Source organism: Paeniclostridium hominis (assembly GCF_014306135.1).
Lineage (GTDB): Bacteria > Bacillota > Clostridia > Peptostreptococcales > Peptostreptococcaceae > Paraclostridium > Paraclostridium hominis.
Map to the genome: position 1 here is coordinate 27508 of NZ_JACRWD010000003.1, position 24355 is coordinate 51862.

The 24355-nt window shown below is 26.4% G+C and carries 19 protein-coding genes and 1 riboswitch; of the genes, 3 read left to right on the forward strand and 16 right to left on the reverse strand.

Features of this window, described 5'->3' with window-relative positions:
- Positions 1–22: 22 nt before the first annotated feature.
- Both H8891_RS09885 and H8891_RS09890 read right to left on the reverse strand, forming a co-directional pair.
- On the reverse strand, positions 23–2089 hold the full coding sequence (locus H8891_RS09885) for a methyl-accepting chemotaxis protein (protein ID WP_187006328.1): 2067 nt from the start codon (positions 2087–2089) through the stop codon (positions 23–25).
- A gap of 237 nt (positions 2090–2326) precedes the next feature.
- Positions 2327–2405: riboswitch (cyclic di-GMP riboswitch) on the reverse strand.
- A gap of 316 nt (positions 2406–2721) precedes the next feature.
- Positions 2722–4194: a protein adenylyltransferase SelO gene (locus H8891_RS09890; protein ID WP_187006329.1), complete on the reverse strand. Its 1473-nt coding sequence runs from the start codon at positions 4192–4194 to the stop codon at positions 2722–2724.
- A 327-nt stretch (positions 4195–4521) separates the two neighbouring features.
- Here H8891_RS09890 and H8891_RS09895 point away from each other — a divergent pair, with 327 nt between their 5' ends.
- From H8891_RS09895 to H8891_RS09905, 3 genes are all read left to right on the forward strand, one after another.
- Positions 4522–6441 carry an OPT family oligopeptide transporter gene (locus tag H8891_RS09895; RefSeq protein WP_187006330.1) on the forward strand — a complete coding sequence of 640 codons (1920 nt, stop codon included), beginning with the start codon at positions 4522–4524 and terminating at the stop codon, positions 6439–6441.
- Positions 6434–6772 carry a PqqD family protein gene (locus H8891_RS09900; RefSeq protein WP_187006331.1) on the forward strand — a complete coding sequence of 113 codons (339 nt, stop codon included), beginning with the start codon at positions 6434–6436 and terminating at the stop codon, positions 6770–6772. Before H8891_RS09895 ends, H8891_RS09900 begins: the two co-directional genes overlap by 8 nt.
- Positions 6773–6949: 177 nt before the next feature.
- Positions 6950–7711 carry a SagB/ThcOx family dehydrogenase gene (locus H8891_RS09905; RefSeq protein WP_187006332.1) on the forward strand — a complete coding sequence of 254 codons (762 nt, stop codon included), beginning with the start codon at positions 6950–6952 and terminating at the stop codon, positions 7709–7711.
- 229 nt (positions 7712–7940) lie between these two features.
- Here H8891_RS09905 and H8891_RS09910 read toward each other — a convergent pair whose 3' ends face one another.
- From H8891_RS09910 to glpT, 14 genes are all read right to left on the reverse strand, one after another.
- A complete protein-coding gene (locus H8891_RS09910) occupies positions 7941–10451 on the reverse strand; it encodes an ABC transporter permease (RefSeq protein WP_187006333.1) in 2511 nt (836 codons plus the stop codon).
- Complete coding sequence (locus H8891_RS09915) at positions 10451–11131, reverse strand: ABC transporter ATP-binding protein (protein WP_187006334.1); 681 nt, start codon at positions 11129–11131, stop codon at positions 10451–10453. The genes H8891_RS09910 and H8891_RS09915 overlap by 1 nt, the downstream gene beginning before the upstream one ends.
- 110 nt (positions 11132–11241) lie before the next feature.
- On the reverse strand, positions 11242–12273 hold the full coding sequence (locus tag H8891_RS09920; protein ID WP_187006335.1) for a sensor histidine kinase: 1032 nt from the start codon (positions 12271–12273) through the stop codon (positions 11242–11244).
- Positions 12266–12964 (reverse strand): response regulator transcription factor, encoded by a 699-nt coding sequence (locus H8891_RS09925; protein WP_187006336.1) that lies wholly within the window; start codon positions 12962–12964, stop codon positions 12266–12268. Before H8891_RS09925 ends, H8891_RS09920 begins: the two co-directional genes overlap by 8 nt.
- Positions 12965–13366: 402 nt before the next feature.
- Positions 13367–14746 carry an MATE family efflux transporter gene (locus tag H8891_RS09930; RefSeq protein WP_187006337.1) on the reverse strand — a complete coding sequence of 460 codons (1380 nt, stop codon included), beginning with the start codon at positions 14744–14746 and terminating at the stop codon, positions 13367–13369.
- A gap of 81 nt (positions 14747–14827) precedes the next feature.
- Positions 14828–15271: a MarR family winged helix-turn-helix transcriptional regulator gene (locus tag H8891_RS09935; protein WP_187006338.1), complete on the reverse strand. Its 444-nt coding sequence runs from the start codon at positions 15269–15271 to the stop codon at positions 14828–14830.
- 208 nt (positions 15272–15479) lie between these two features.
- Positions 15480–15890, reverse strand: a complete 411-nt coding sequence (locus tag H8891_RS09940) for a peptide deformylase (protein WP_147546697.1) — start codon at positions 15888–15890, stop codon at positions 15480–15482.
- A 248-nt stretch (positions 15891–16138) separates the two neighbouring features.
- Positions 16139–16570 carry a DUF3221 domain-containing protein gene (locus H8891_RS09945; RefSeq protein WP_187006339.1) on the reverse strand — a complete coding sequence of 144 codons (432 nt, stop codon included), beginning with the start codon at positions 16568–16570 and terminating at the stop codon, positions 16139–16141.
- A gap of 99 nt (positions 16571–16669) precedes the next feature.
- A complete protein-coding gene (locus H8891_RS09950) occupies positions 16670–17335 on the reverse strand; it encodes a hypothetical protein (RefSeq protein WP_187006340.1) in 666 nt (221 codons plus the stop codon).
- Positions 17325–17798, reverse strand: coding sequence for an RNA polymerase sigma factor (locus H8891_RS09955; RefSeq protein WP_187006341.1), 474 nt, complete (start codon positions 17796–17798; stop codon positions 17325–17327). Before H8891_RS09955 ends, H8891_RS09950 begins: the two co-directional genes overlap by 11 nt.
- Positions 17799–18169: 371 nt before the next feature.
- Positions 18170–19540, reverse strand: coding sequence for a hypothetical protein (locus tag H8891_RS09960; RefSeq protein WP_187006342.1), 1371 nt, complete (start codon positions 19538–19540; stop codon positions 18170–18172).
- A gap of 124 nt (positions 19541–19664) precedes the next feature.
- Positions 19665–21506, reverse strand: a complete 1842-nt coding sequence (locus H8891_RS09965) for a CDP-glycerol glycerophosphotransferase family protein (protein WP_187006343.1) — start codon at positions 21504–21506, stop codon at positions 19665–19667.
- A gap of 232 nt (positions 21507–21738) precedes the next feature.
- Positions 21739–22305, reverse strand: coding sequence for a hypothetical protein (locus H8891_RS09970; RefSeq protein ID WP_187006344.1), 567 nt, complete (start codon positions 22303–22305; stop codon positions 21739–21741).
- 237 nt (positions 22306–22542) lie between these two features.
- A complete protein-coding gene (glpT, locus tag H8891_RS09975; protein WP_187006345.1) occupies positions 22543–23871 on the reverse strand; it encodes a glycerol-3-phosphate transporter in 1329 nt (442 codons plus the stop codon).
- Between the last annotated feature and the right edge of the window lie 484 nt (positions 23872–24355).

A 24355-nucleotide genomic window follows, 5' to 3' on the forward strand; every position in this document is an offset into this window, starting at 1 on the left:
TAAATTAATTAAAGATTCTTATCTAAAATTCTTCATTGTCAAATATCATCTTGCCATCAAAGTATTTAGCTCGTTCATCTTTTAAATTAAATTTCTCAAGAAGTTCTTTTAACATTTGTGCCTGACTTGATAACTCTTCACTTGCAGCAGCACTTTCTTCAGCAGTTGCTGAATTAGTTTGTACAACTACAGATATTTGTTCAACTCCAATATTTATTTGATTGATATTTTGTGCTTGTTCATTACTTGCATCTGCAATTTCTTGTATAACTTCTGCTGACTTTTTAGCACCATCAACAACTTCTTCAAGAGATTTTGCTGTTTCTGAAACAATTATAGTTCCATTTTCTATTGCTTTAAGTGATTTTTCAATTAACTCAGCTGTATCTTTTGCACTTTGTGCAGATTTTGCAGCAAGATTTCTAACTTCATCAGCAACAACAGCAAATCCTTTACCAGCTTCTCCTGCACGTGCTGCTTCTACAGCCGCATTAAGTGCTAAAATATTTGTTTGGAATGCTATATCATCAATATTTTTTATTATATTTCCAATTTCATTTGATGTATTGCTAATTTCATCCATTGCAGCAATCATTTCTTGCATTTGCTCTTTTCCTTTATCCGTTGCAATACTTGAACTTACAGATATTTCTTTTGCTCTTTCAGCATTTTGTGCAGTTTCTTTTATTTGCACTGAAATTTCATTTATAGTTGCTGAAAGTTCTTGAATTGAACTTGCTTGTTCTGTAGCACCTTGAGAAAGTACTTGAGCACCTTCTGCTAACTGATTTGAACCGATTGCAACTTGTTCTCCAGAAGTATTTATTTGTTCTAAAGTACTATTTAAATCATTTACAATTTTATTTACAGCTATTAACATTGGCTCAAAATCATTTACAAATAAATCACTTAATTTATCATCATCTACATCAATATCTAAATTACCATTGCTAATTTCAGTTAATATATTTGTTAATGTATTTATCATTTCCCTAAAATCATTAACTATTTTATTTGTTGCATCTGCTACTAGACCTATCTCATTTTCTTCATCTATAACTGGTAGTTCTGAGTTTAAATCGCCCTCAGCTAGTTTCTTTAATCGTTCACTACATTCCTTTAATGGATTTCCTATTTTACTAGCAAACTTTATTGCTCCAATAAATGCTACAACAGTAAATATTATAGATATTACAGCTGTTATTGTAATTGAAGTATACATTTGTCCAAGGAAATCATCTTTATTTACCATTACACCTACACCCCAATTATGGCTATTTTTTACTGGAGCATATCCTAAAATCCAACCTTGTCCTTCTAAATCTACATTAGCATATCCTGTTTTTCCTGAAATAAGCTTTTCATCTGCTTGTGCAACGTCTTTTAAATCTGGATTTGTTGCTGATTCTTTTATAGTATTTTCCTTACCAATAAGACTAGTATCCATATCAGCAATTGTTGTTCCTTCATTATCTATAAGGTAAGCATAACTATTTTCACTTATTTTTATATTCTTAATAATTTCAGTTAAGAAATCTTTATCTGCATCAAAAGTTACAACCCCTACTATCTTACTGCCTTGTACTCCATTTTCCCAAATAGGTGCTGAAACTACAAGTGTAAGATTTCCTGTTACTTTACTAACAACAGGGCTACCCATATATGCCTTTCCTTGCATAGAAATTTTAAAATAATCTCTACTAGAATAATCATTTCCACTAAATAAATCTTTACCATTTGCATCTATAATTTGACCTAATGATAATCCATATAGCTTTTCTTGTCTAGTTATTATGCTTTTCTTTTCCTCTACACTTACCTTAGGATCTGAAATTTCCTTTATAATACCTGTTTGAATTGCTGCATTTTTTAGGTTTGTAATTTTTTGCGAAGCGGTTGCTGCTGCTTGTTTAGTTGTTTCTACTACTGTATTTGATAAAATAGTATTAGATGTTTTATAGTTTAAATAACTTGTAATTGCCCCTAAACATAAACAACAAATAACTGAAAAACATACAATTATTAAAGTAAGTTGAGTTTTTATACTTTTAGTTTTGTCTTTACTTTTTTGTCTTAATTTAAATTTCATTTTTTTATCTCCCGTTATTATATCTTTATACGTTAATTTTTTATCATAATATTCAGCAAAATTAACACTTCAAGGCTTATTTATTTCTAGCCTAAATGTAAAGCTACTTATGTTTTGTGATTATCCATAATAAACCTCCTTAATTAAAGCCTTATAATTTTTAAAATCCACTTACATAACACAAAAATAAAAGAGCATCAACATAGACCCGTCAACACTCTTCTTTTAAAAGACAATTTATGCAACTGGCTGACTTTTGAAAAAAGCCCCTATAGCTTTGCGTCGCCGAATCACTCCGGGTTTGCTAATTAAATTAAATTTTATTTTAGATTTAAATACACATTCATATTAGCATAAATGTTATTTTTTGTAAATAATTTAAAACCTTTGCCTGTTACTTGAAAAATTTAATAGTAAAGCATTTTTAAATTATCATAAAAAAGTAAATCTGTAATATTGTTTAATATAAAAAGGTATTGATTTTACAATCAATACCTTTTCTTAGGTATCAATAATTGAAACAATTCATAAAAATAATCTCTACGATTAAATTTAGTATATATCTAAATAATTATTAACATAAGTTTTACACTTATAATTTTTATCGAGAACACCTTAATTTACACAAAATCTTATGTCCCACAGAAAGTTCTATAAGGACAACTTGACGGTTTTGGTAACTGTGAATACTCTTCTTGATCTTTCGAGTGATCATATGGTCTTGAAATTACATCAAGAAGTTTTATAATTACACTAAAATCACCTTTATCCCCAGCTTCTATTGCTTCTTCTACTCTATGATTTCTTGGAATTACTGCTGGATTAGAATTTTTCATCAATTGGTGCACTTGTTCCTTTGATTGAGGTTGTCTTTTAAGTCTTTCTTGCCATAGCTTATACCAACTATCAAATTCTTTACTACTAAACATACCTTTATCTTTATTTTTATCAAATGTTAAATTAATAAAAGTATTAGTGAAATCTTCACTATGTTTTTCCATTATACTAAGTAAATCTTCAATTATAGCTTTATCTTGTTCTTCTTCATTAAATAATCCAAGTTTTTTTCTCATATTAGATAACCAATTTAAATAATATAACTCAGAAAAATTAGAAATAGCATCTTGTGCTATTTTTATAGCATCTTCTTGATTTTCATGTAATAAAGGCAATAATGTTTCAGCAAATCTACATAAATTCCACTCAGCCATAATAGGTTGATTTTTATAAGCATATCGACCTGTAGTGTCAATTGAACTAAATACGGTATTTGGGTTGTAATTATCCATAAAAGCACACGGACCATAATCAATAGTTTCTCCACTAATAGTCATATTGTCAGTATTCATAACACCATGAATAAATCCAACAGTTTGCCATTTAGCAACAAGAATAGCATGAGCTTTTATTACTTCTTTAAGTAAATTTAGATATTTATTATCATCGTCTTTTATATGTGGATAATGTCTTTTTATTGTATAATCAGCTAATTTTTTTACTTCATCTACTCCTAAAAATCTTGCTGCATATTCAAATGTAGCAAATCTAATATGGCTAGAAGCTACACGAGTTAAAATTGCCCCTTCTTTTATACTTTCACGAATTACAGATTCCCCAGTTTTAACTACTGCCAAACTACGAGTAGTTGGTATACCAAGACCATGCATAGCTTCACTTATTATATATTCACGAAGCATAGGTCCAAGCACTGCTCTTCCATCTCCTCCACGAGAGTATGGAGTTTTACCAGAACCTTTAAGCTGAATATCATATCTATCTTTTGACGGTGTTATTTGCTCACCTATTAATAATGCTCTTCCATCCCCTAGCATTGTAAAGTGTCCAAACTGATGACCAGCATAAGCTTGAGCAATAAATGCTCCTTCTTCTATAGTTTCATTACCTGCAAGTATTGACACTCCATCATGACTTTTTAAAGCATCACTATTTAATCCAAGAGATTTAGCTAAGCTTTCATTTAAAATAACTAATTTCGGTGAGCTAACTTTATTTAAATTAATTTTGCTATAAAATGCTTTGGGCAAGGTAATATAGCTATTGTCTAAGTTCCATCCCATCTTTATAATTTCTTTTTTATTAGTCATTTTTTCTCCTTATATATTCCATAATTTTAAGTGTGATGTTTCTACTCTTATTTAATATACCCTTGTTAACAATATAAAATAAGTTTATTTTTATTAAAAAACTTATTTATATTTAATTAATGTGCCAATTTTTTTATATAAAATATTGACCTTATTCTACTTATTAAATTTTAATTTTTTCTTTTAATTTTTACATTGCTGTAAAGCCTGTTATTTTCTTGTTTTTTATAATCATTTTTTATCTTTATTGCTATTTAAATTTTAAAATAGGACATCCTACTTCGGTGCTACAATATAAATATCTAAATAAAAAAGGGGGATATCTAGATGAATAAAAAATTGCCTAAAGGTGCATATGGGGGAGTATCTGGCAAAGATTATGTTCCTTATATAACCGATAAATCAAAAACAGGTGGCAATATAGCAGTACTTATTATAGGTCTTGTATTGGCATCAGTATTTGCAGCTTCTACTGCATATTCAGGTATGAAAGCAGGACTTACAGTTGCTGCCGGTATTCCTGGTGCAATAATAGGTTCAGCTTTTGTAAGTATGTTTGCAAAGCATAAAGGTATACTTGGTAAGAACTTAATTCAAGGTATGTCAAGTGGTGGAGAATCAGTTGCTAGTGGACTTATATTTGTATTACCTTCTGTTATTTTAATTGGTAGTCAAATTTCATTCATTGAAGGAGTTGCAGTTGGTGTTGGTGGTGTTTTATTTGGTATTGGTGTAGCATCACTTGTTCACAACTATTTAATCATTGAAGAACATGGTAAACTTGTTTATCCTGAATCAATGGCTATATCTGAAACATTAGTTGCTTCAGATAGTGGTGGAGATTCTATAAAGTATATGGGTATTGGCTTTGGTATTGGTGGAATCATAACTGTTTTAACTAGTTCATTTTTAAATTTAACAAATAATGTAATTAGCTTTATAGGTAGTAAAAGTTACAAATGGAAATTTGATATGGAGGTTAATCCTCTTTTATTAGGAATTGGATTCATTGTTGGTATTGAAATTGCTTTAACAATGTTTGCTGGTTCTGTATTATCAGTATTTGGTATTACACCTTTAATAGGATACTTTACTGATTTAGCTAAAGACGGTGTTATGGTATGGAATGACCCTTCAATGCCAATAAATGAAATGACTGTTCAAGCAATATCTAGTAGTTATGTTAAATACATAGGCGCTGGTATGATGCTTTGCGGTGGTATAATAGGTGCTATAAAACTTATACCAACTATAATAGCTTCAGTAAAAGAAACAGCTAAAGCAAGAGCTACTGCTACTAAAGGTGATGGTTCTTCCGCTCAAATATTAATATTATTAGGTGGAATGGTTGTTGGATTTATAGCTTCATTTATAGTTTCTAATAGTTTTATGATGGCTATAGTAGGTGCTATATTATCATTAGTATTATCTTTATTATTTGTTATAGTTGCTGGACGTTTAACAGGAACTATAGGAACATCTAATTTACCTGTATCTGGTATGACTATCGCATCTTTAGTTATAGTTACACTAATATTTGTTTTAATGGGATGGAAATCACCAGAAGATAATAAATCTTTACTTTTACTTGGTTCATTCATAGTTGTTTCTATCGCAATAGCTGGTGGATACAGTCAATCTCAAAAAGTAACATATATAATAGGTGGTAGTAAAAATGAAATGCAACGCTATTTTACATTAGCAAGTATTGTTGGTGTTGTAGTTGTTGTTGGAACTATGATATTATTATCAGACCAACTTAGAATAACTGGTGATAACCCACCATTTGCACTACCTCAAGCTAACTTAATGTCAACATTAACATCAGGTATAATGTCAGGTGAATTACCTTGGGTTATGATTATAGTTGGAGTATTTATGGCAGTTGTTTTATACTTATTAAATTTACCTATAATGACTATTGCTATAGGATTTTATTTACCAGTTGCGACAACTTCTATAATATTAGTTGGAGCATTAATTCGTGTATTAGTTGAAAAAACTGCTAAAAATGATAAAGAAAAAGAAGTTAAAGTTTCTAATGGTATAAGTCTATCTTCTGGTTTAGTTGCTGGTGGATCTATACTTGGACTTATAGGAATAATATGTCAAGTTACAGGATTAGTTGGAGGTAATACACCTAGTGGCTTTGCCGCAGGTAATGGAATGGCTATAATCTTATTAGCTGTTTTAGTAATACTGACTACTATACCTATTGTTAAATCTAAGGTGAAACATAATGAATAATACTGATGTTTTAAATTTAGTTTTTAAAATTAATGATAAAGTAAATTTTGAAGTTAATAATGATTTAGTTACTATAATCGAAAGGCAAGATCATTTTATACAGAAGTTTTTTAGGAAGTTAAAGTTTAAAATTCCTATGTATAAAAAAATTGAACTTGATAAGTACAGTAGCTTTGTGTTTTTACAAATAGATGGTAAAAAAACTGTTGAGGACATAGGTTGTAGTTTAGAAAATACTTACGGTGAGGATTCTCATCCTCTTTATGAAAGATTATTAGTTTTTTTAAATCATATCGAGGTTAATTGTAAGTATATTGAAAAGGTAAGTTAATGAGTTATTAAATTAATATTAAAATTTAAGGGATTATAACTATAATGTTATAGTCCCTTTTTTAGTTTTTTAATAATAAATACTTAAAACATTTTTTAAACTACACCTTCTTATCTCATATTTGTATATATGATATAATGAATATAAAAAATTATACATTTTAATAAGGAGACATCTATGGATAAAATTGCACAAAACAGAGAATTTTTTAAAGCTGATTTCGAAATATTAAAGCAGATAAAAACGGATAAACAAAAAGGAATCCCTGCTCCAACTTTTCAAAAGGAGTATGATTCAAATTCTGATTTAATAGAATTACCTCCTATAAGCAAAGACATTTTAGTTAAACCTAACGTATTAGATTGTATAAATGATAGAAGAAGTATAAGAAAATATAGTGATGAAAAAATAAATTTATCTGAACTTTCATACTTACTTTGGGCTACTCAAGGAATACAAACTGTAAAAGATAAATCAAGCGCATTAAGAACAGTACCTTCTGCTGGTTGTACTCATCCTTTTGAAACATATTTAATAATAAATAATGTTGAAGGATTAGAGTGTGGAGTTTATAGATATTTACCACTAGAGCATAAACTTATATTTATGAAAACTTTAAATAATATAGATGATGAAATAGATAAAGCAACTCCAAATCAACCTTTTGTTCAAAATTTTGTTTCTAAAAGTGCTGTTGTATTTGCTTGGAGCTGTATTCCATATAGAAGTGAACATAAATTTAGCATAACTGCTCATAAAAAAATACTTATAGATATTGGTCATGTTTGTCAAAATCTTTATATAGCATCAGAATCTCTTAACTATGGAACTTGTGCTATTGGAATTTATGACCAAGATATAATTGATAATATGCTAAATTTAGATGGCGAAAATGAATTTGTAATTTATATGGCGTGTGTAGGAAAAAAATTAAAATAAAGTTATTTAAATTTTAATATAAATACAATGATTTGTATTGTTTAAATAAAAATCTCAAAAACATCTTATAAGACATTTTTGAGATTTTTTACTTTAATTTATTTATCTATAATCCTATTTTCATCTATAATGTAAGTAGTTTTAACAACTCCAAACCCTACTTTTTTAATATAGTTTCTTTTCTTGCCATACATCATAAGTTTTTTTATCTCTAAATGAGCATGCTTATTTAGCTATTTCTAAGAGTTTCTATAATTACTTCATTGTTAACTTTTTCAAAGCAAATACTTGGAACAAAAATAGATATTAACAGTAATATAGGTAGTGATAATATTACAGGCATAATTCTAAAAGTATAACTAAATATACTCATTCCACCTGCAATAGTATTAACCAATAAATAAGTAAGTGGCAATCCTATTATAATTACTGCACCTATTGTTATTACTACATAATATATTCCTTCAAGTATAAGCATCTTTTTGATTTGCTTTCTTGTCATACCTATACTATTTAACATAGCCAGTTCATTCTTTCTAGATATAATATTTGTTGATACTACATTAATAAAGTTTAGTATTCCTATAATACCTACTATGGCACTTAGTCCATAACCTACTATTTCATAAATTTTTATAGTTGATTTAAATTCATTTATATAAGTTTGTTTTGATCTATAATCAAGTAATGGATTATCTTTTATTAAAGATTTAATATGATTTTCTACTTCTTGTTCTTTACCATCTTTAACATTAAACATAGCCGTCATTATTGAATTATTTTTTGTTGTAGTTTTAAATTCTTCTGACGGCAAATACCCTGTAAAACATGGAAATCCAATTCCTCTATTTAAGTATGCTGGTTCATTAGTCATTATTGCCATTACTGTATACTCTTTACTTTTACCATTTTCAAAAGGTATTGTCACCTTATCCCCAACCTTTACCAAATTTCCAAGCATAAAGTTTGTATTTGCTATTATATAATCGCCAGATGCAAATTTTTCTTCATCTAGTTTACCTTCAGATATATAATTTTTTAAAAACTTATATATACCTCTATCCACTCCATAGTATTCACTTGAAACCTTTTTTTCTTCTAACATTTCATCTATTGATTCATTTAACCATTCATTTCCTTCTTTATGCTTAGCATCTAAAACTTTTTTTATCTTGTCAGTTAAAGGTATCTTAGTTTGTTTATAATACATTTTATCAATAGAGTTAACTCCATTTAATTTTTCAATGTCTTTAATTACATCTTCAGTAAGGGCATTTGTAGATTCTGGGTCAAACTCCATTCTATAAAAACTCGTATCACCTATTGTAAAATCTGTTCCTATAGATCTTCTCAAGAATTTATCTATATCAATACCTGATGCCATTGTATATACTATATTTAAAAGTATTATACTTAATGATAAAGATGCTATTACTATAAATGTTTTTTTCTTATTTCTAAAAATATTAGATAAAGCCATGTTATTTAATTTTGCACCACTTGAAGTTTTCTTTATTTTGCGTTTTATGTTTTCATTTACTCCAGTGTATCTTATGGCTTCTACCGGCGATACTTTTGATGCTATTTTAGCTGGTTTATATACACTTATTAATACTGTTATTATTGAAAATACTGTTGCAAATATAAATATAATAGGATTTGATGATAGCTTAGTATGAGTTACATTTACTGTTTTCATTATAAGTGGAGTTACCATAGAACCTATAGCATATCCTAAAATTAAACCTATTGGTATTGCTATTAAACATAGTCTTAATGCTTGTTTTATTATTATCTTTTTAATTTGTTTTTTAGTTGTTCCTATAGTTTTTAATTGACCGTAAAACTTTATATCCCTAACTATTGATATATAGAATATGTTATATATTATTAAATATCCTGTAAACATTATAAGAAGTATTAATCCAATTGCTCCAAATACTGTCCCTAAATCTAAAGTCTTACCTCCCATATATGCCCAATTTACTCCATAATTTATTTCATTTTCATTGTATCCACTATCCTTTATTACTTTTTGTAGTTTCTTTTCTATGTTCATAGAATTAGAAAAATTCACATCTAATATTATAGTTCCTATAAAATTATTATCTTTTTTAAGTTTTTCTTGATCTATATTCCCTAATACATCTTTTATAAAATTTTTTGAAACATATGCAGAACTTGCGCTAATTACTTTGTCACCTTCAAATATACCACTTACTTTAAATTCATTAGTATATTCTTTATCACCTATTTTATAAGTTAATTTTATATTTTGATTAAGGTCATAAGGAAGACCTAATAAGTCTAAAGTTAAAGTATCTACTAATATTTCATTTTTCTTAGTTGGAATATCTCCCTTTATAGGTGTTGAAAAAGTTGTTTTTATATAATTTTTATCACCATATTTTATTTCAACCTGTCTTTTTGCAAGTTCTTTATTTTCAGCTATTGCTAGAGGCACTGCTATTCCTTTATATTTTATAAGCTTATTGTCTTTTATTTTATTGTATTGTTCTACTGTTAAATATTTAAAACTACCGTGAGTACTTCCCCCTACCATACGCATAGTACTGTATTCATTAGATTTTAACATTCCCATACCTATTGTAAATAAACTAGTAAAAAGTAAGGTTGTAAGTACTATAGCTATTATAGCAATTTTGTTTCTACTTTTATTTGCTTTAAAACTTTTCTTTGAAAGATTGTTTATAACTAGTGTATTTGTATTTTTTATCATTACTTCTCCACCACCTTAGAAACAATCTTTCCATCTTCTATTCTTATAATTTTATCTCCCATTTGAGCTATTTCTTCGTTGTGAGTTATCATAACTATTGTCTGATTAAATTTTTTGCTCATTATTTTTAAAAGTCCCATTACATCTTGACTAGTTCTACTGTCTAAATTACCCGTTGGCTCATCTGCAAGTATTATAGATGGTTTACTAGCAAGTGCTCTTGCTATTGCTACTCTTTGTTGTTGTCCTCCTGAAAGATTATTTGGTAAATTATATATTTTATTTTCTAAACCTAAAGATTTTATAACTAAATCTACATGTTTATTATCTATTTTATTTCCATCAAGCTCTATTGGAAGTACTATATTTTCATATACATTTAGTATTGGGATTAAGTTAAATTGTTGAAATACAAACCCTATTTCTCTTCGTCTAAATATCGTTAATTCATCATCACTTAATTTTGATATGTCTTTATTTGCAATTTTAATTTCTCCATTAGTAGGTCTATCAAGGCCTCCTATCATATTAAGCAATGTACTTTTACCACTTCCCGATGTACCTACTATACAAACAAATTCACCTTCATTTATCTCAAGATTTATACCATCTAGTGCTTTTACCAAGTTTTCATCTTTTCCATAATATTTTTTTAAATTTTTAACTTCAACTACTTTCATATCTTCCTCCCTAATTTCTTATTAAATGTAATTTATTTCCTATACCTTTAATATATAAATGAATTGTTACAAACTAGTGTCTCAAATATAACAGCTTTGACACATTTGATTTATGCTGGTAAGAATATTGAAAAAGTTGAGCCTTGATTTATTTTTGATGAAACTTTTATGTATCCACCTTGATGTGATATTATTTGTCTTGTTAAATATAACCCTATACCTACCCCTTCATATTGATTTGTATTTTTACATCTATAAAATCTTTTAAATATATTGTTAATTTCTGATTCTTCTATTCCAATGCCATTATCTGTTATATCTATTCTTTTGAAAATTTCATAAGAAGTTATATTTATGCTTATACTTCCATTTTCATTTGTGTATTTTATTGCATTTTCTAATATATTTACAATTGCTTCTATTGTCCATTTATTATCATAATAACCCTGTGCACTTTTATCTCCATCTACACTTATGCTTATTTGTTTTTTGTCTGCATTTTTATAGACTTCTTTTATTGATGAACTTATTGTATCTATTAATTTAGTTTTATTTTTAGTAGGTTTTATTATTCCATTTTCAAGCCGAGACATTTTTATTAGTGATTGTATCAAGAAGTTTAGTCTGTTTGATTGATTATTTATATCTAGAAGTATATCTTTTGTATACTCATCTAAATTTTCATTCTCAAGTATAAGTTCACTGTATAACATAATGTTTGCAATAGGCGTTTTAGTTTGATGAGATATATCAGCTACTAAGGATTTTATGCTATTTCTTTCTTTTTCTATAGATTTTTTGTTGCTTTCATATATTTTTATGTATTTTAATAGCTTATGCTCTAGTGAAGATAGTATTGTTTCATCATATCTATTTATTATTTCTTCTTTATCTATAGCTTTTGATATCATATTATCAAGTAGATTTACTGTATCTTGTACTTTAAGCTTTATTATATAAATAAATGATAATCCTATAATGACTATAGATAATAAAAATATTATACTAACTAGCTTTACTATTTCTAAATCAATTATATCTATAAAGTATATGAATACTGAAAACAGTGTACATATACTTATAAAAAAAGTTAAATATATAATATATATTTTGTTAAAGGAATGATTTTTTTGTTTACTCATTTTTGTCACCTTCTGAGAAAATATATCCTATTCCGTATACTGTTTTTATATATTTAGGTTTTGATTTATTATCTTCTATTTTTTCTCTTAATCTTTTTATATTTACTGTAAGGGCATTTTCCTCTACAAACTCACTATCATTGTCCCATACATTGTCTATTAATTGTTCACGAGTTAACACTCGTCCTTTATTTTTTATTAGCATTTTTAATAGCTTTTGTTCTGTTTTGCTTAAATTTATTTTGTTATTATCTTTAGTAAATTCCATTTTGTCAAAGTCTAAAATTAGATTATCTACAGTTATTTTATTATTTGTATTTTTATTTTCTAATCGTCTTAAAGCTACCATAACTCTTGCACGTAAAACCATTAAGCTAAATGGTTTTGTTATATAATCATCTGCACCTAATTCTAATCCTGTTACTATGTCCAATTCCATATCACAAGCAGTTAGAAATATTATGGGTATTGTTGATTTTCCTCTTATTTCTTTACAAAAATCAAATCCATTTCCATCAGGAAGATTTACATCTAGTATTATTAAATCTATTTTTTCTTTTTTTAATATGTTTCTTGAATCTTCTAATGTAAATGCCTGTTTTATATTTATGTCATTTTGCCTAAGTGTTAACATTATGCCTTTGTTTAGAGTTATATCGTCTTCTATTATTAAAATAGTTTTATTCCCCATTAATTCCCTCCATTAATTCCCATACTTTTTTATTATGTCAAATACATTATTGTATATTTTTAGATTTATTCAATTAAATAGTAGCTATGTACTTATATAAAGTCAATAAATGTATTATTTTAGCTTTCAAGCATTTAAAATCTTAATTTATTGATTCAAATAATTTTTAAAATTTTTTAGAAATATTTTAAATAAAAAAGTTGAGTCAAAGCGTATTAATAAATACTTTGACTCAACTCTTATATTTTTAACTAACACCCTCTATTGTTTCACTATACCCTCTTTTTTGGGTATTAGACTTTTAAACTAAAGTGTTTTTATACATATCAACTTTTTAAATTAACCTTTATAAAAAATCAATTTAGTTGTCTAGATAGGTTTAATTTATTAAAATTAAATATTTTACTGCTCCTGTACTTGATAAGTTATATCTATTGGAGTATCTTCTTTTGATAACTTCTTTGATAAAATTATAAAGTAAATTACACATAATATAATTTGCACAAATGTAGACATTGGTGTTGCAAGACCTACTTTAAATAACGATACTGGTAGTATTTTACTCATCATATATGATACTGGTATTCTTACCCCAAAGGCACCTATTATTCCTTGTATCATTACAAAAGTTGTTTTTCCACATCCATTAAAGTAACCTACCATACAGAACATAATTGCAGTTAAAAGACAATCTATTCCGTATGCTTTCATATATTGCCAAGATGCTAAAACTACATCTTTATCCTTAGAAAACATTCCTGCAAGTAAGTTTCCATGGAAGAATGTAATATAAAACATAAAAACTCCACAACATAAAGAAGCTGAAATTGCATAAACAAGAACTTTTCTTGCTCTATGGTATTTTTTAGCTCCATAGTTTTGTGCAACAAATGCAGATACTGCTTGAGAAAAAGATGATGGTATAAGCATTATAAATCCAACAAGTTTTTCTGCAACACCAATTCCTGCTGATGGAATTACTCCCATTGAATTACCTATCATCATAATTACAAGGAAAGATAAATGTACAAGTCCATCTTGTAGGGCTATTGGTGTTCCGTATTTAATTATCTTTGATGTTATACCTTTATGGAATTTTATACTTTGTCTAGAAAATTCAAAAGGAAGCCCACGCTTTTTAATAATTATTATAGACAGTATGACACTAATTGCTTGAGCCATTATAGTAGCCAACGCTGCCCCCATAGCAGCCATTTTAAATATTCCAACAAATATTAAGTCTCCTATAATATTTGTAACACATGCAATTCCTACTGTAATAAGAGGAGTTTTTGAATCACCTAATCCTCTAAATACTCCTCCTATAATATTATAAGCAACTATAAAAACAGAACCTGCAGAACAAATTCTTATATATATTACAGTGCTATCAAAGGCTTCTTTTGGAGCATGCATAAAAGTTGAAATATTTGAAGCAAAACTAACGATTAAAACAGTAATAACTAAAGCTATAATAGCAAATATTAAAATACCACTTCCTACAACATTTCCAGCTTCCTTTGACTTTCCTTCCCCAAGTTTTTGACCTATTAATATAGTAAGACCCATAGTTAATCCTGTAATTATTACAGTTATAGTCATCATCACTTGACTACCTGTTGAAACGGCAGAAACATCTGCAGCATGGCCAAATTGCCCTACTATAAGTAAATCAACTGCACCATACATAGTTTGTAAAAATAATGCAAGTAATATGGGTATTGCAAATTTTAATAAAGGTGAAAATATCTTCCCCTCTGTAAAGTTAGATACTTTTGACATATATCATCCTCCTATTTTTTATTTTTGTTTTGGACAAAACAATATTTATATAAATATAACCGTTATTGAAGCTTAAAACGGTTATTCTAAATTATTTCTTATTTTATCAAGTACACTTTGAAATACTTTTATTTCTTCTTGAGTTATATTCTCTGATAACTTATTCTCGATTGAATCGATTGCAGTAGAAATTTTTTCATAAATTTTTATAGATTTTTGAGTTAAAATTATCTTCTTTAGACGTGCATCCTCCGTAACAGGTACTCTTTCTATTAAATCACTCTTTTCCATATTATTTAGCATTAAGCTAATAGATGAACGCTTTAAATCAAATTCTCTCTCTAAATCTTTTTGGAATATTTCTTTGTCTTTGCCTTCATTAGAAATAAAATCGATTACATAAGCTTGTGACACAGTTAAGTTATCATCAATTGCACTAATTACAGAAGCATCCATCTTCCTTGAAATTATATGGTGAATTTTACTAATATCAAGACCTAGTTTAAGCTTATTTTTATTTTTCATGGAAACACCTCCATATAAAAATTTGTTTTGTACTAAACTATATTATCTACTATTACTATTTATGTCAATAGAATCCTTTTACTTTTATTGTTAATAAAATAAAAAAATTACCACACCTGTTGATGTGGTAATTTCAATGCTTTAAAGGTTATGTGCCTCGGTAATTGTCGGATATGAATTTATGTAATAATACCCATAATATTATTTATTAGATTATTATGCCTTCGAAATGATCTACTTCATGCTGGATAATCTGAGCAGTAAATCCTGTAAATATTTGTTTATGTTTCTTGAAATTTTTATCTAGATATTCTACCTCTATTGTTTCATATCTTGTTGTTTTTCTAAAACCTTCTAAAGATAAACAGCTTTCTTCTGCCTCATAAGGCTTTTCTTTTTTTAATATAACTGGATTTACCATAGGAACTATGATATTACCTACGCTAAATACCAATATACGTTTTTTTACTCCTATCATATTTGCTGCCATGCCTACACAATGATCTAAGTTTGCTCTTAATGTATCTATTAAATCATTAATAACTTCTACATCCTCTTTAGTTGCAGGTTCTGATTTTTGTTCTAAAAATAATACATCCTTTACAATATTTCTTATCATTTTTGTCCAACCTTTCTAATTTCTTTATCTGAATTAATTTAATTTATAATCTTATTGTATACTTTAAAATTATACCTAACTATTATTAGAATTAATATATTTTAATATAGCAGTTTATTAGATAATCTACCACTGGATTATTATAATTACTTCAATTTTATTTGATTTCAGATTTGGCAAAAAAATTAAGTAAAAATGCTTATAATAAGTACTTTTACTCAACTAGATTTTTTAATTATTTAATTTTTTTAATCAATAATATTAATACTATATGCATTAGCTGTTACAGGATAAGATCTTCCTTCTGGCCCTTGAAATACAACTTCTATCTTTTGTCCTATTTTTAAATCTGAAACTTTAAGATTAGAGCTTGAATTACCTTTTTTAATTATAGTATCTTTACCTACAAGAACATCTGCTATATCATAGCTAGTATCTTTTTCTAAATTTCCTTCTACCCTTACAGATGTTACTTCTTTATCTATGCCTATACCCTTAATTATTCCTCTGATTGCAATATCATTAACATTAACATCTCCATTAACTTCTGATATATCCTTATGCTCTCCATTTGAATTTACATCATTTTTAGTTATCGATGATTTATTATTTGCAAATACAAGAATTCCACTTACTGAAATTAATCCAACTGTTAATAATGCTATAATTTGCTTTTTCATAATATATTCCTCCCACTTATTATTTTTTATTTGTTTGTTGTCCATTCATATATAAATACAATTTAAAATTGTAAATTGTTGCATTAAATTTTATTTTTATTAATTTTTATTAAAATCTTTTATATTTTTTAATTCTTCATCTATAATTTTTATCACTTCAAATGATACAGTATAGTATTTTTCATTTATACAAGCAATTTTTAAGTCTAAGTTAATTTTTATAGAACTTGTTAAACCATCTTTCGTTATAAAACTTAAAGTTATAATCTTTCCTGTGTCTTTAAAATTGTCATAACTTTCAGGGTTAAAATCTTTTTCTTTAGCATCTTGTAAAAGATTTAATAAATTATTTATAGATTTTTCATTTGTTATTTCTTTAAACACATTAGTATTTTCATTATTTTTAATTTCTACTTTTGTGGTGTTATCTTTTAAAATTTCAAATTCAAAATTGTTAAATTCATTATTTTCGATAATTGCTCTGCTTCGTGAAATTGATGTATTTAAATGTTCATTTGACATTGATAGATTTTGCATATTATCTACCTTATTTTCATTATATAAAAACAATCCACATATAAGTACTAAACTTGCCGCTAAAGTAGATAATGATTTTTTATGATTTAAATATATAATATTAAACTTACTTTTTTTACTTTCTTTATTAGTATTTAAATCCTTATATACATTTTCATAAATACGAGATTTCATCGACTCATCTACTTTTATCTTATCAAATACTTTTTTTATCTCATTATCCTTCATTGATATAATCACTCCCTAAACTAATTTTTAGTAATTTCCTTCCTCTATGTAGGTTTGAACGCACAGTAGATGGCTTCATATCTAATATTTGGGCAATCTCTTCTGTACTGTATCCTTCATAGTAAAAAAGATAAATACTCATTTTATATTTATGAGGTAATTCTAATATTTCTTGTAAAATATCATAATCTTTTTCTTCTTGATAAAAATGAGATAAATCTTCTGAGCATACTATTTTCTTAAACCATGAACTTTTTAAGATATTTTTACATATATTAGTTGCTGTTTTTATGAACCAATTTTTCTCATGCTTAATGTTTTCAAATTCTGGATTATACTTTAGATATCTAATAAAAGTATCTTGTGTAGCTTCTTCTGCATCATCTATTTTTTTAAGATACAGTACACATATTTTAAATACTGTATCAACTTGCCGATTATACACTTCTTCAAAATTAACCATATTAAAACCTCCTTGTAATTATAAATACAACTTGGATTAATGTATTGTTGCAATTATTTTTTAATTTATTAAATATTTTTATTTCTCTTTTAGATATGTTAATTCTTGAATTACATCTAAACTCAGATAGTGCACTTTATAGATATGCATTTAAAAATCATTCTATTTAAATTCACATACATATAAATAAAAGGTATTGACCAATTAGTCAATACCTTTTTGTGTATCTCAATGTTTTAGACAAATCACAAGAATAATACACACATTGATTAAACAATCGAAAATATATATTTTTACCCTATGTTTATATCAAGTTTTTTACATAACAATATTTAATAATTCTAAAATTATGCTATTAGATATATTATTTTTTAATTTAAAATTTTATCTAACTCATGTGTTATCTTAATAGCTCCTGATTCACCTATGTGATCAAAATCTATAAAATCATCTTCTTCAAATATATCCATTTTTGAAAAATCAATTAATTTAACTTCATATTTTTCTTTTATACCATCTATAATTTTATAAAATTCGTCTTCATATGTTTTATTTATAAACTTGCTATAATATTTAGTAATTGGAAATACAACTATTACAGGTTCTACACCTTTATCTTTTAAAAAGCTTATAAACTCATTAAATATACAATTATATTCCTTTTTAGTTTCAGTATATTTAGATAAGTCATTATGTTGATTAGCTCTAGATTCACCTAGTCTATATTTTTCATCTTCACTAATACTACTTAACTTAACTCCTTGTAAAATACTAATCATTTCTCTACTTTGATTTTTATTGAAATATCCATTATTTTCTCTATATATTAAATCTATAAAATGATTATGTAAGAATTCTAGATTGAATATATAATCTATTAAATCATTTTTTAATACTTTTCTTAGGTTTAAAAATTCTATAGTATCCACTTTTTCTGAGTTGTGTTTATCTTTTAATATAGGATAATATAGGCATTTAACCATATTAACAGAATATTCACTTTTACATTTAGATAAATCATGATTTACTAGATAATATCCAGCTCCTATAATACATCTTTTTACATTTTCATTGTTATTTATAGCTTCTTTTGCTAGTTTGTAAGAATAGTATAAATCTTGACTAGATATAGATAAATTTACAGATTTATTTGATAAAAGTTTTACATCTATACCTGTTAATGGATAAGAGTTACCTACCACTAACGTATTTATATTTTCACATTTACACTTTTCTAGAGTTTTTGATAAATAATTATAATCATAATTTGCAGAATATATGTTTTCACTTACTTCAAATATAGAATTCATTAACTTATCGTAATATAATACATCATTAAAATATAAGTTAAAATCTAAATCACTATATATAGTTTCTTCACTTACTATCAATATGTTAACTTGATCATTTTTTAGTTCATTATTTAAACGTATGTACTCATTAATGTTATCTATATATATAACTTTTTTATTTGTACATTTATCTATTATATTATATTTGTCTCTTCCGCAAAAATATAAATTAACTTCTATATTATTAATATCTTTTTTAAAATTAGATAAGGCTTTAATTAAATTATCTATTCTATTTTTTTGATTTACACATAAGTCTATACTTTCACTATTAAAATTTTCTATTATATTTACTACTTCATCTGCTAATTTATTAAATGACTCTAAGTACTCATAATAAAGATTATTTTGTATAAAATCAGCTATAGAATTGATCATCTCTATTTCCATATCTGTACTAATATTATCTTAATTTAATATCCTTATAATCCTATCAATGCTATTTTTCCCATTTATATATTTATATAAATTATATTTATTATTCATAGTCTCCTATTACTCCCCTACATTTTTGTTATAAATTACTTAATACACGATCTATGCTATCCCATACTCTAATACTTGATTTATTATCTTTATGATAATAAAAAATATCTCTAATAGTATTACGTTCTTTTTTATAATAATTATTATCATTAATACATTTAATTATTTCTTCAGATAACCTTTCTTGTTCCTGTACCTTAGGTCCAGCTGCCCAGAAATCATAAGGCTGTAAAATTATTCCTCTTTCTTCTTCATATATTTCCATATCTGTATTTACAAATATCGTATGCTTATCCATAAATAAGAAATCTCCATATATACTTGAGTAATCAGTAATTAAAATATCAGCTGCATTTAAAACTTCATATAAATCTAAATCTTTATCTTCTAAATCTTTATTAGATATAAATATCATATTATCTAGATTTCTATTCTTTGCTTTTTTCGTAACACTTCTTTCTTCTCCGTGATGTACCTTTGATATACAAATTATATTATTATCTATTAAGAATTGATTAAATTTTTCATAATCAAAGTTTTTTATTTTTATAGCATCATTAAGTTCTCTTGAACCATTTGATACCCCTGAGTTATCATGTACATAAAATGTTGGCATATTAAATATAACTTTTTTATTTTCTAAAGATATTCCTAATAATTTTTCTAAATTTCTTTTTCCATCAGATAACATAACAAGATCCGTTCTAGGATTTCCTGTTATTTCATATTTATCTTCTGGTACAGCTGCAAATGCACTTGTTAATAACATACACATTTTAGATGGAGTAAATATTTTATCTATATTTTTATATTCTTCTGGGGTAAACGCAAATTCCTTATTTTTCTTATCCATTAATCCACACCCTTTAAAGCCTACCTCTCCATGACCTACCTCAATATTATAAGTAAGTTTTGGATAAAAATTACAAAATGTATTAAATCCTGAAACCGTAATAGATGATATAAGAGGTACTTTAACTATATTTTCTATATCGCAAACATCAGTGCCTTTAATAATATTTAACTTATACTTATCTTTATATTGTTGTGGCATATACTTTATTAATGCATATACATTTGAGTCAGCTGCATTAAATCTATTTAATGTTACTGTTCTTTTGTAATCTTCATTTCTTAACCCTGTCATAATTTCATTATCTATATCAATAAGTTTAAATTTCCCGTCATAAGAAAGTAATACAAAACATTTATTTACTCCCTTTGATGCTATGTTTTTTATTACATTTATATAGTTCATATCATAAGGAACTATTACATCAAAATCTGAATAATTATAATTGCATATAAAATCGTCTATACCTATAATTTCTTTGTTTGTAACAATACAATCATCTTTTACATACGCCCAGTTACATGCTATATTATTTTCATATAAACTTTGTATATATTCTTTGCTTATATTGTTATAATGGCTAGCTAAATACTTTATTAAGCTAGCATTATCTTTGTCTATATAAATATTAGTTTTAGCCTCATTTAATAATTCTATATAATTTTTTGATGCTTTTTCATATTTATATAAATTATTTATATCATTTATATAATTTATATCATCAATGTATCTTAAAGATATACTAGCGTTTAAAACCGACTTTAATTTTTCTCCTGTAATCAGGTATGTGTATATTAAATTGAAATATGCATCTATATAGTCACACTTAATATCAATTGAAGTTTTATAACAACTTATTGCTGCTTCATATTCTTTTATTTGTGAACACAAAATACCTCTTAAATTCCAATACTTAGCATTGTTTAAATATTGTCTTTCATTTTGAATTATGCATTCATAAGCATTTTCTATATCATTTTTTTTAATTAAATCTTCTATCTTATTTATAATTTCCATATAATCAATTCTCCATCGTATAATAATTTGTATAAATTAGGCTTTATGTTTAACCTTTTCATACATTGCATTTTTATCTCTTAAAATCTAATTCATACTTAAATATATACGGTTTTTTTTTCTTATATTTTAATTTTTTATATAAATTTATTTTTTGAAAAATTTAATTAATAAATAATAAGAGGCATCTCAAGTATTATATATTACTTGGATGCCTCTTATTAAATTCAATCTAAAATGCGCATTCTATAAGATTAATATTTCTATATTCTACAGCCATTGGTACAAATCTAATTCTACCAGATTCGCAAGCTATTCTAAATCCTTGAATACTTCTTCTATCAGCTCTATCTACTGCCATAAAGAAGTTAGAAGGTGTAAAACCTCTTCTCATTACTATTCTAACTATCGCCACTCTCCTACAGTTATTTATAGTAAATTGCCCACCACCAGGTGATATAAAAGGTTGAGCTGATTGATCTCCACCAGGTAATGTAAAAGTAGTAGCAGGTTGCACACCACTAGGTGATGTAAAAGATTCAGCAGATTGATCACCACTAGGTGATGTAAAAGGTTGATTGTTATCTCCTTCTAAATAGTCATCATAATCATCACTATCATCATAATCGTCATAATCATCATTATCTCCAAGAGGCATAGCAGGCTCAAATAAGCTAGCCACTTCTAAGTATTCATTTTTAATATCCACATCAGGATTTGCATTTTGTAATTCTCTAAGATATAAAGCTACAAACTTATAATAATTATCCCAATAGTCTTGCCAATAATTTCTTTCCATTGTTGATTCTCCTTTTTCTGATATAAATAGTGTTCTCTATATCATATGTAAATATTGGAGAATAGTTCTTATTTATACTAAATAATTTATTTTAAAAATTCCATATATACTATTTACTTCTAACCTAACAATAAAAAATAAATATATTATAAAATAATAAACATTGTAAAATTATATATACAATTCCTAAAATAAATAAAAATTATTGTTTATTTATTATATGTACTATATATTTCATTAAGCATTAGCTTTCTCTTTTGTATTATGAGTATTCCAAGTAAATGATAAAAATACTATTGCTAAGATTGAAGATATTATTAACATTATAAATCCTCCATCCCAATTAAATTTATCAACTACCATACCCATTGCAACCTCAGCTAAAACCTGTCCTCCCATATACCCAAATAAACCTGTAAATCCTGCCGCAGTACCAGCTGCTTTTTTAGGTACAAGATCTAGTGCACTTACTCCTATTAACATAACAGGTCCATAAATTAATGCTCCTATTGATGCCAATGCACAATTTATAGCAAGAGGACTTGTACTTTTCCAATACACCATTGTTGCTATAGCTACTCCAACCATACATATTATACCCATTGGAGCACGTCTACCATTGAATATATGGTCACTAATCCATCCAACTATAATAGTTCCAGGTATAGCTGCATATTCAAATAGTGCAAATGCTATAGAAGAATCTTTTGGGTTGAAATTTCTAACTTCTTGAAGATATGTAGGAACCCAATTTATAACACCATATCTAACTAAATATACAAAAACGTTTGCCAAAGCTATACACCATAAAAATTTATTATTTAATACATACTTAAATAAAATTTCCTTAGCAGTAAGTTCTTCTTCAGCATTTATACCCTTAACTTCATACTCTGGATAATCATTTTTAAATTCTTCAATTGGGGGTAATCCAACAGACTGTGGAGTATCTCTTGCAAATATAGTATATACTACTCCACCTACAATTGCTATTATTGCTGGTAAATAAAAAATACCTTTCCATGTTCCAAATAATGATACCCCAATTAATGCAATTGTAGCTATAAATCCTCCACCTATATTATGTGCAGTATTCCAAATAGACATTTTTACACCACGCTCACTATCTGAAAACCAGTGAGTCATTATCCTACCACATGGAGGCCATCCCATTCCTTGAAACCATCCATTTAATAACATTAAAATAAACATAAAAGCAATATTATTTGCATTTGGTAAAAATAAATTTACTATACCAGATAATATAAGACCTATTGCTAAGAAATATCTTGGATTAGATCTATCTGATACATTTCCCATTACAAACTTACTAATACCATAGGATAATCCTAAAGCTGATGCAACAAGTCCTATCTCAACTTTTGTAAATCCCTGTTGTATAAGATAGACCTTTGATAAGGCAAAATTACTTCTTACAAAATAGTATAAAAGATATCCTACATAAATACTTATAAATATCTGGATACGATATCTTTTATACGTTGGAGCTATTTCTTCTTCTGGTAACCTTTTCATAAATGGTGCTGGCTTTAAAATTTTTAACATCAAAGACCCTCCTTTTACGCTAAAAAAGAGCCAAGCTAAGCCTCTATTAGTACTGTTAACTAATATTTTTAAGGCTTGTGCTTGACTCCAATTCTCTAACGCACGTTGTATTGTATTTTATCTAAACTTTTTGTCTCTTATATAAAGATTAGCATATGATACTTCACTTTTCAACATTTTTCAACAAATAAACCTATTAACACTTCTACTAAATTTATTTAATTGTCAATATAAACTCTATAGTTATTTTTTCATTTTGTATATTATTTAGATAAATTTTACCCAAAATTAAAGTTTTGTCTATTTATTTATATTTAATATATACAGATTCATTTTGTGATGTTTTAGTTTTTTAACTTAAGGCTATTTATATCTAGCTTTTATTAAGTACAGCAAGTACACAATAAATAAATTTAACTATAATAATATATTTTTATCAAAATACTCTTATAGTTTATTTAATCTAGTGTCTATGGTGGGTATA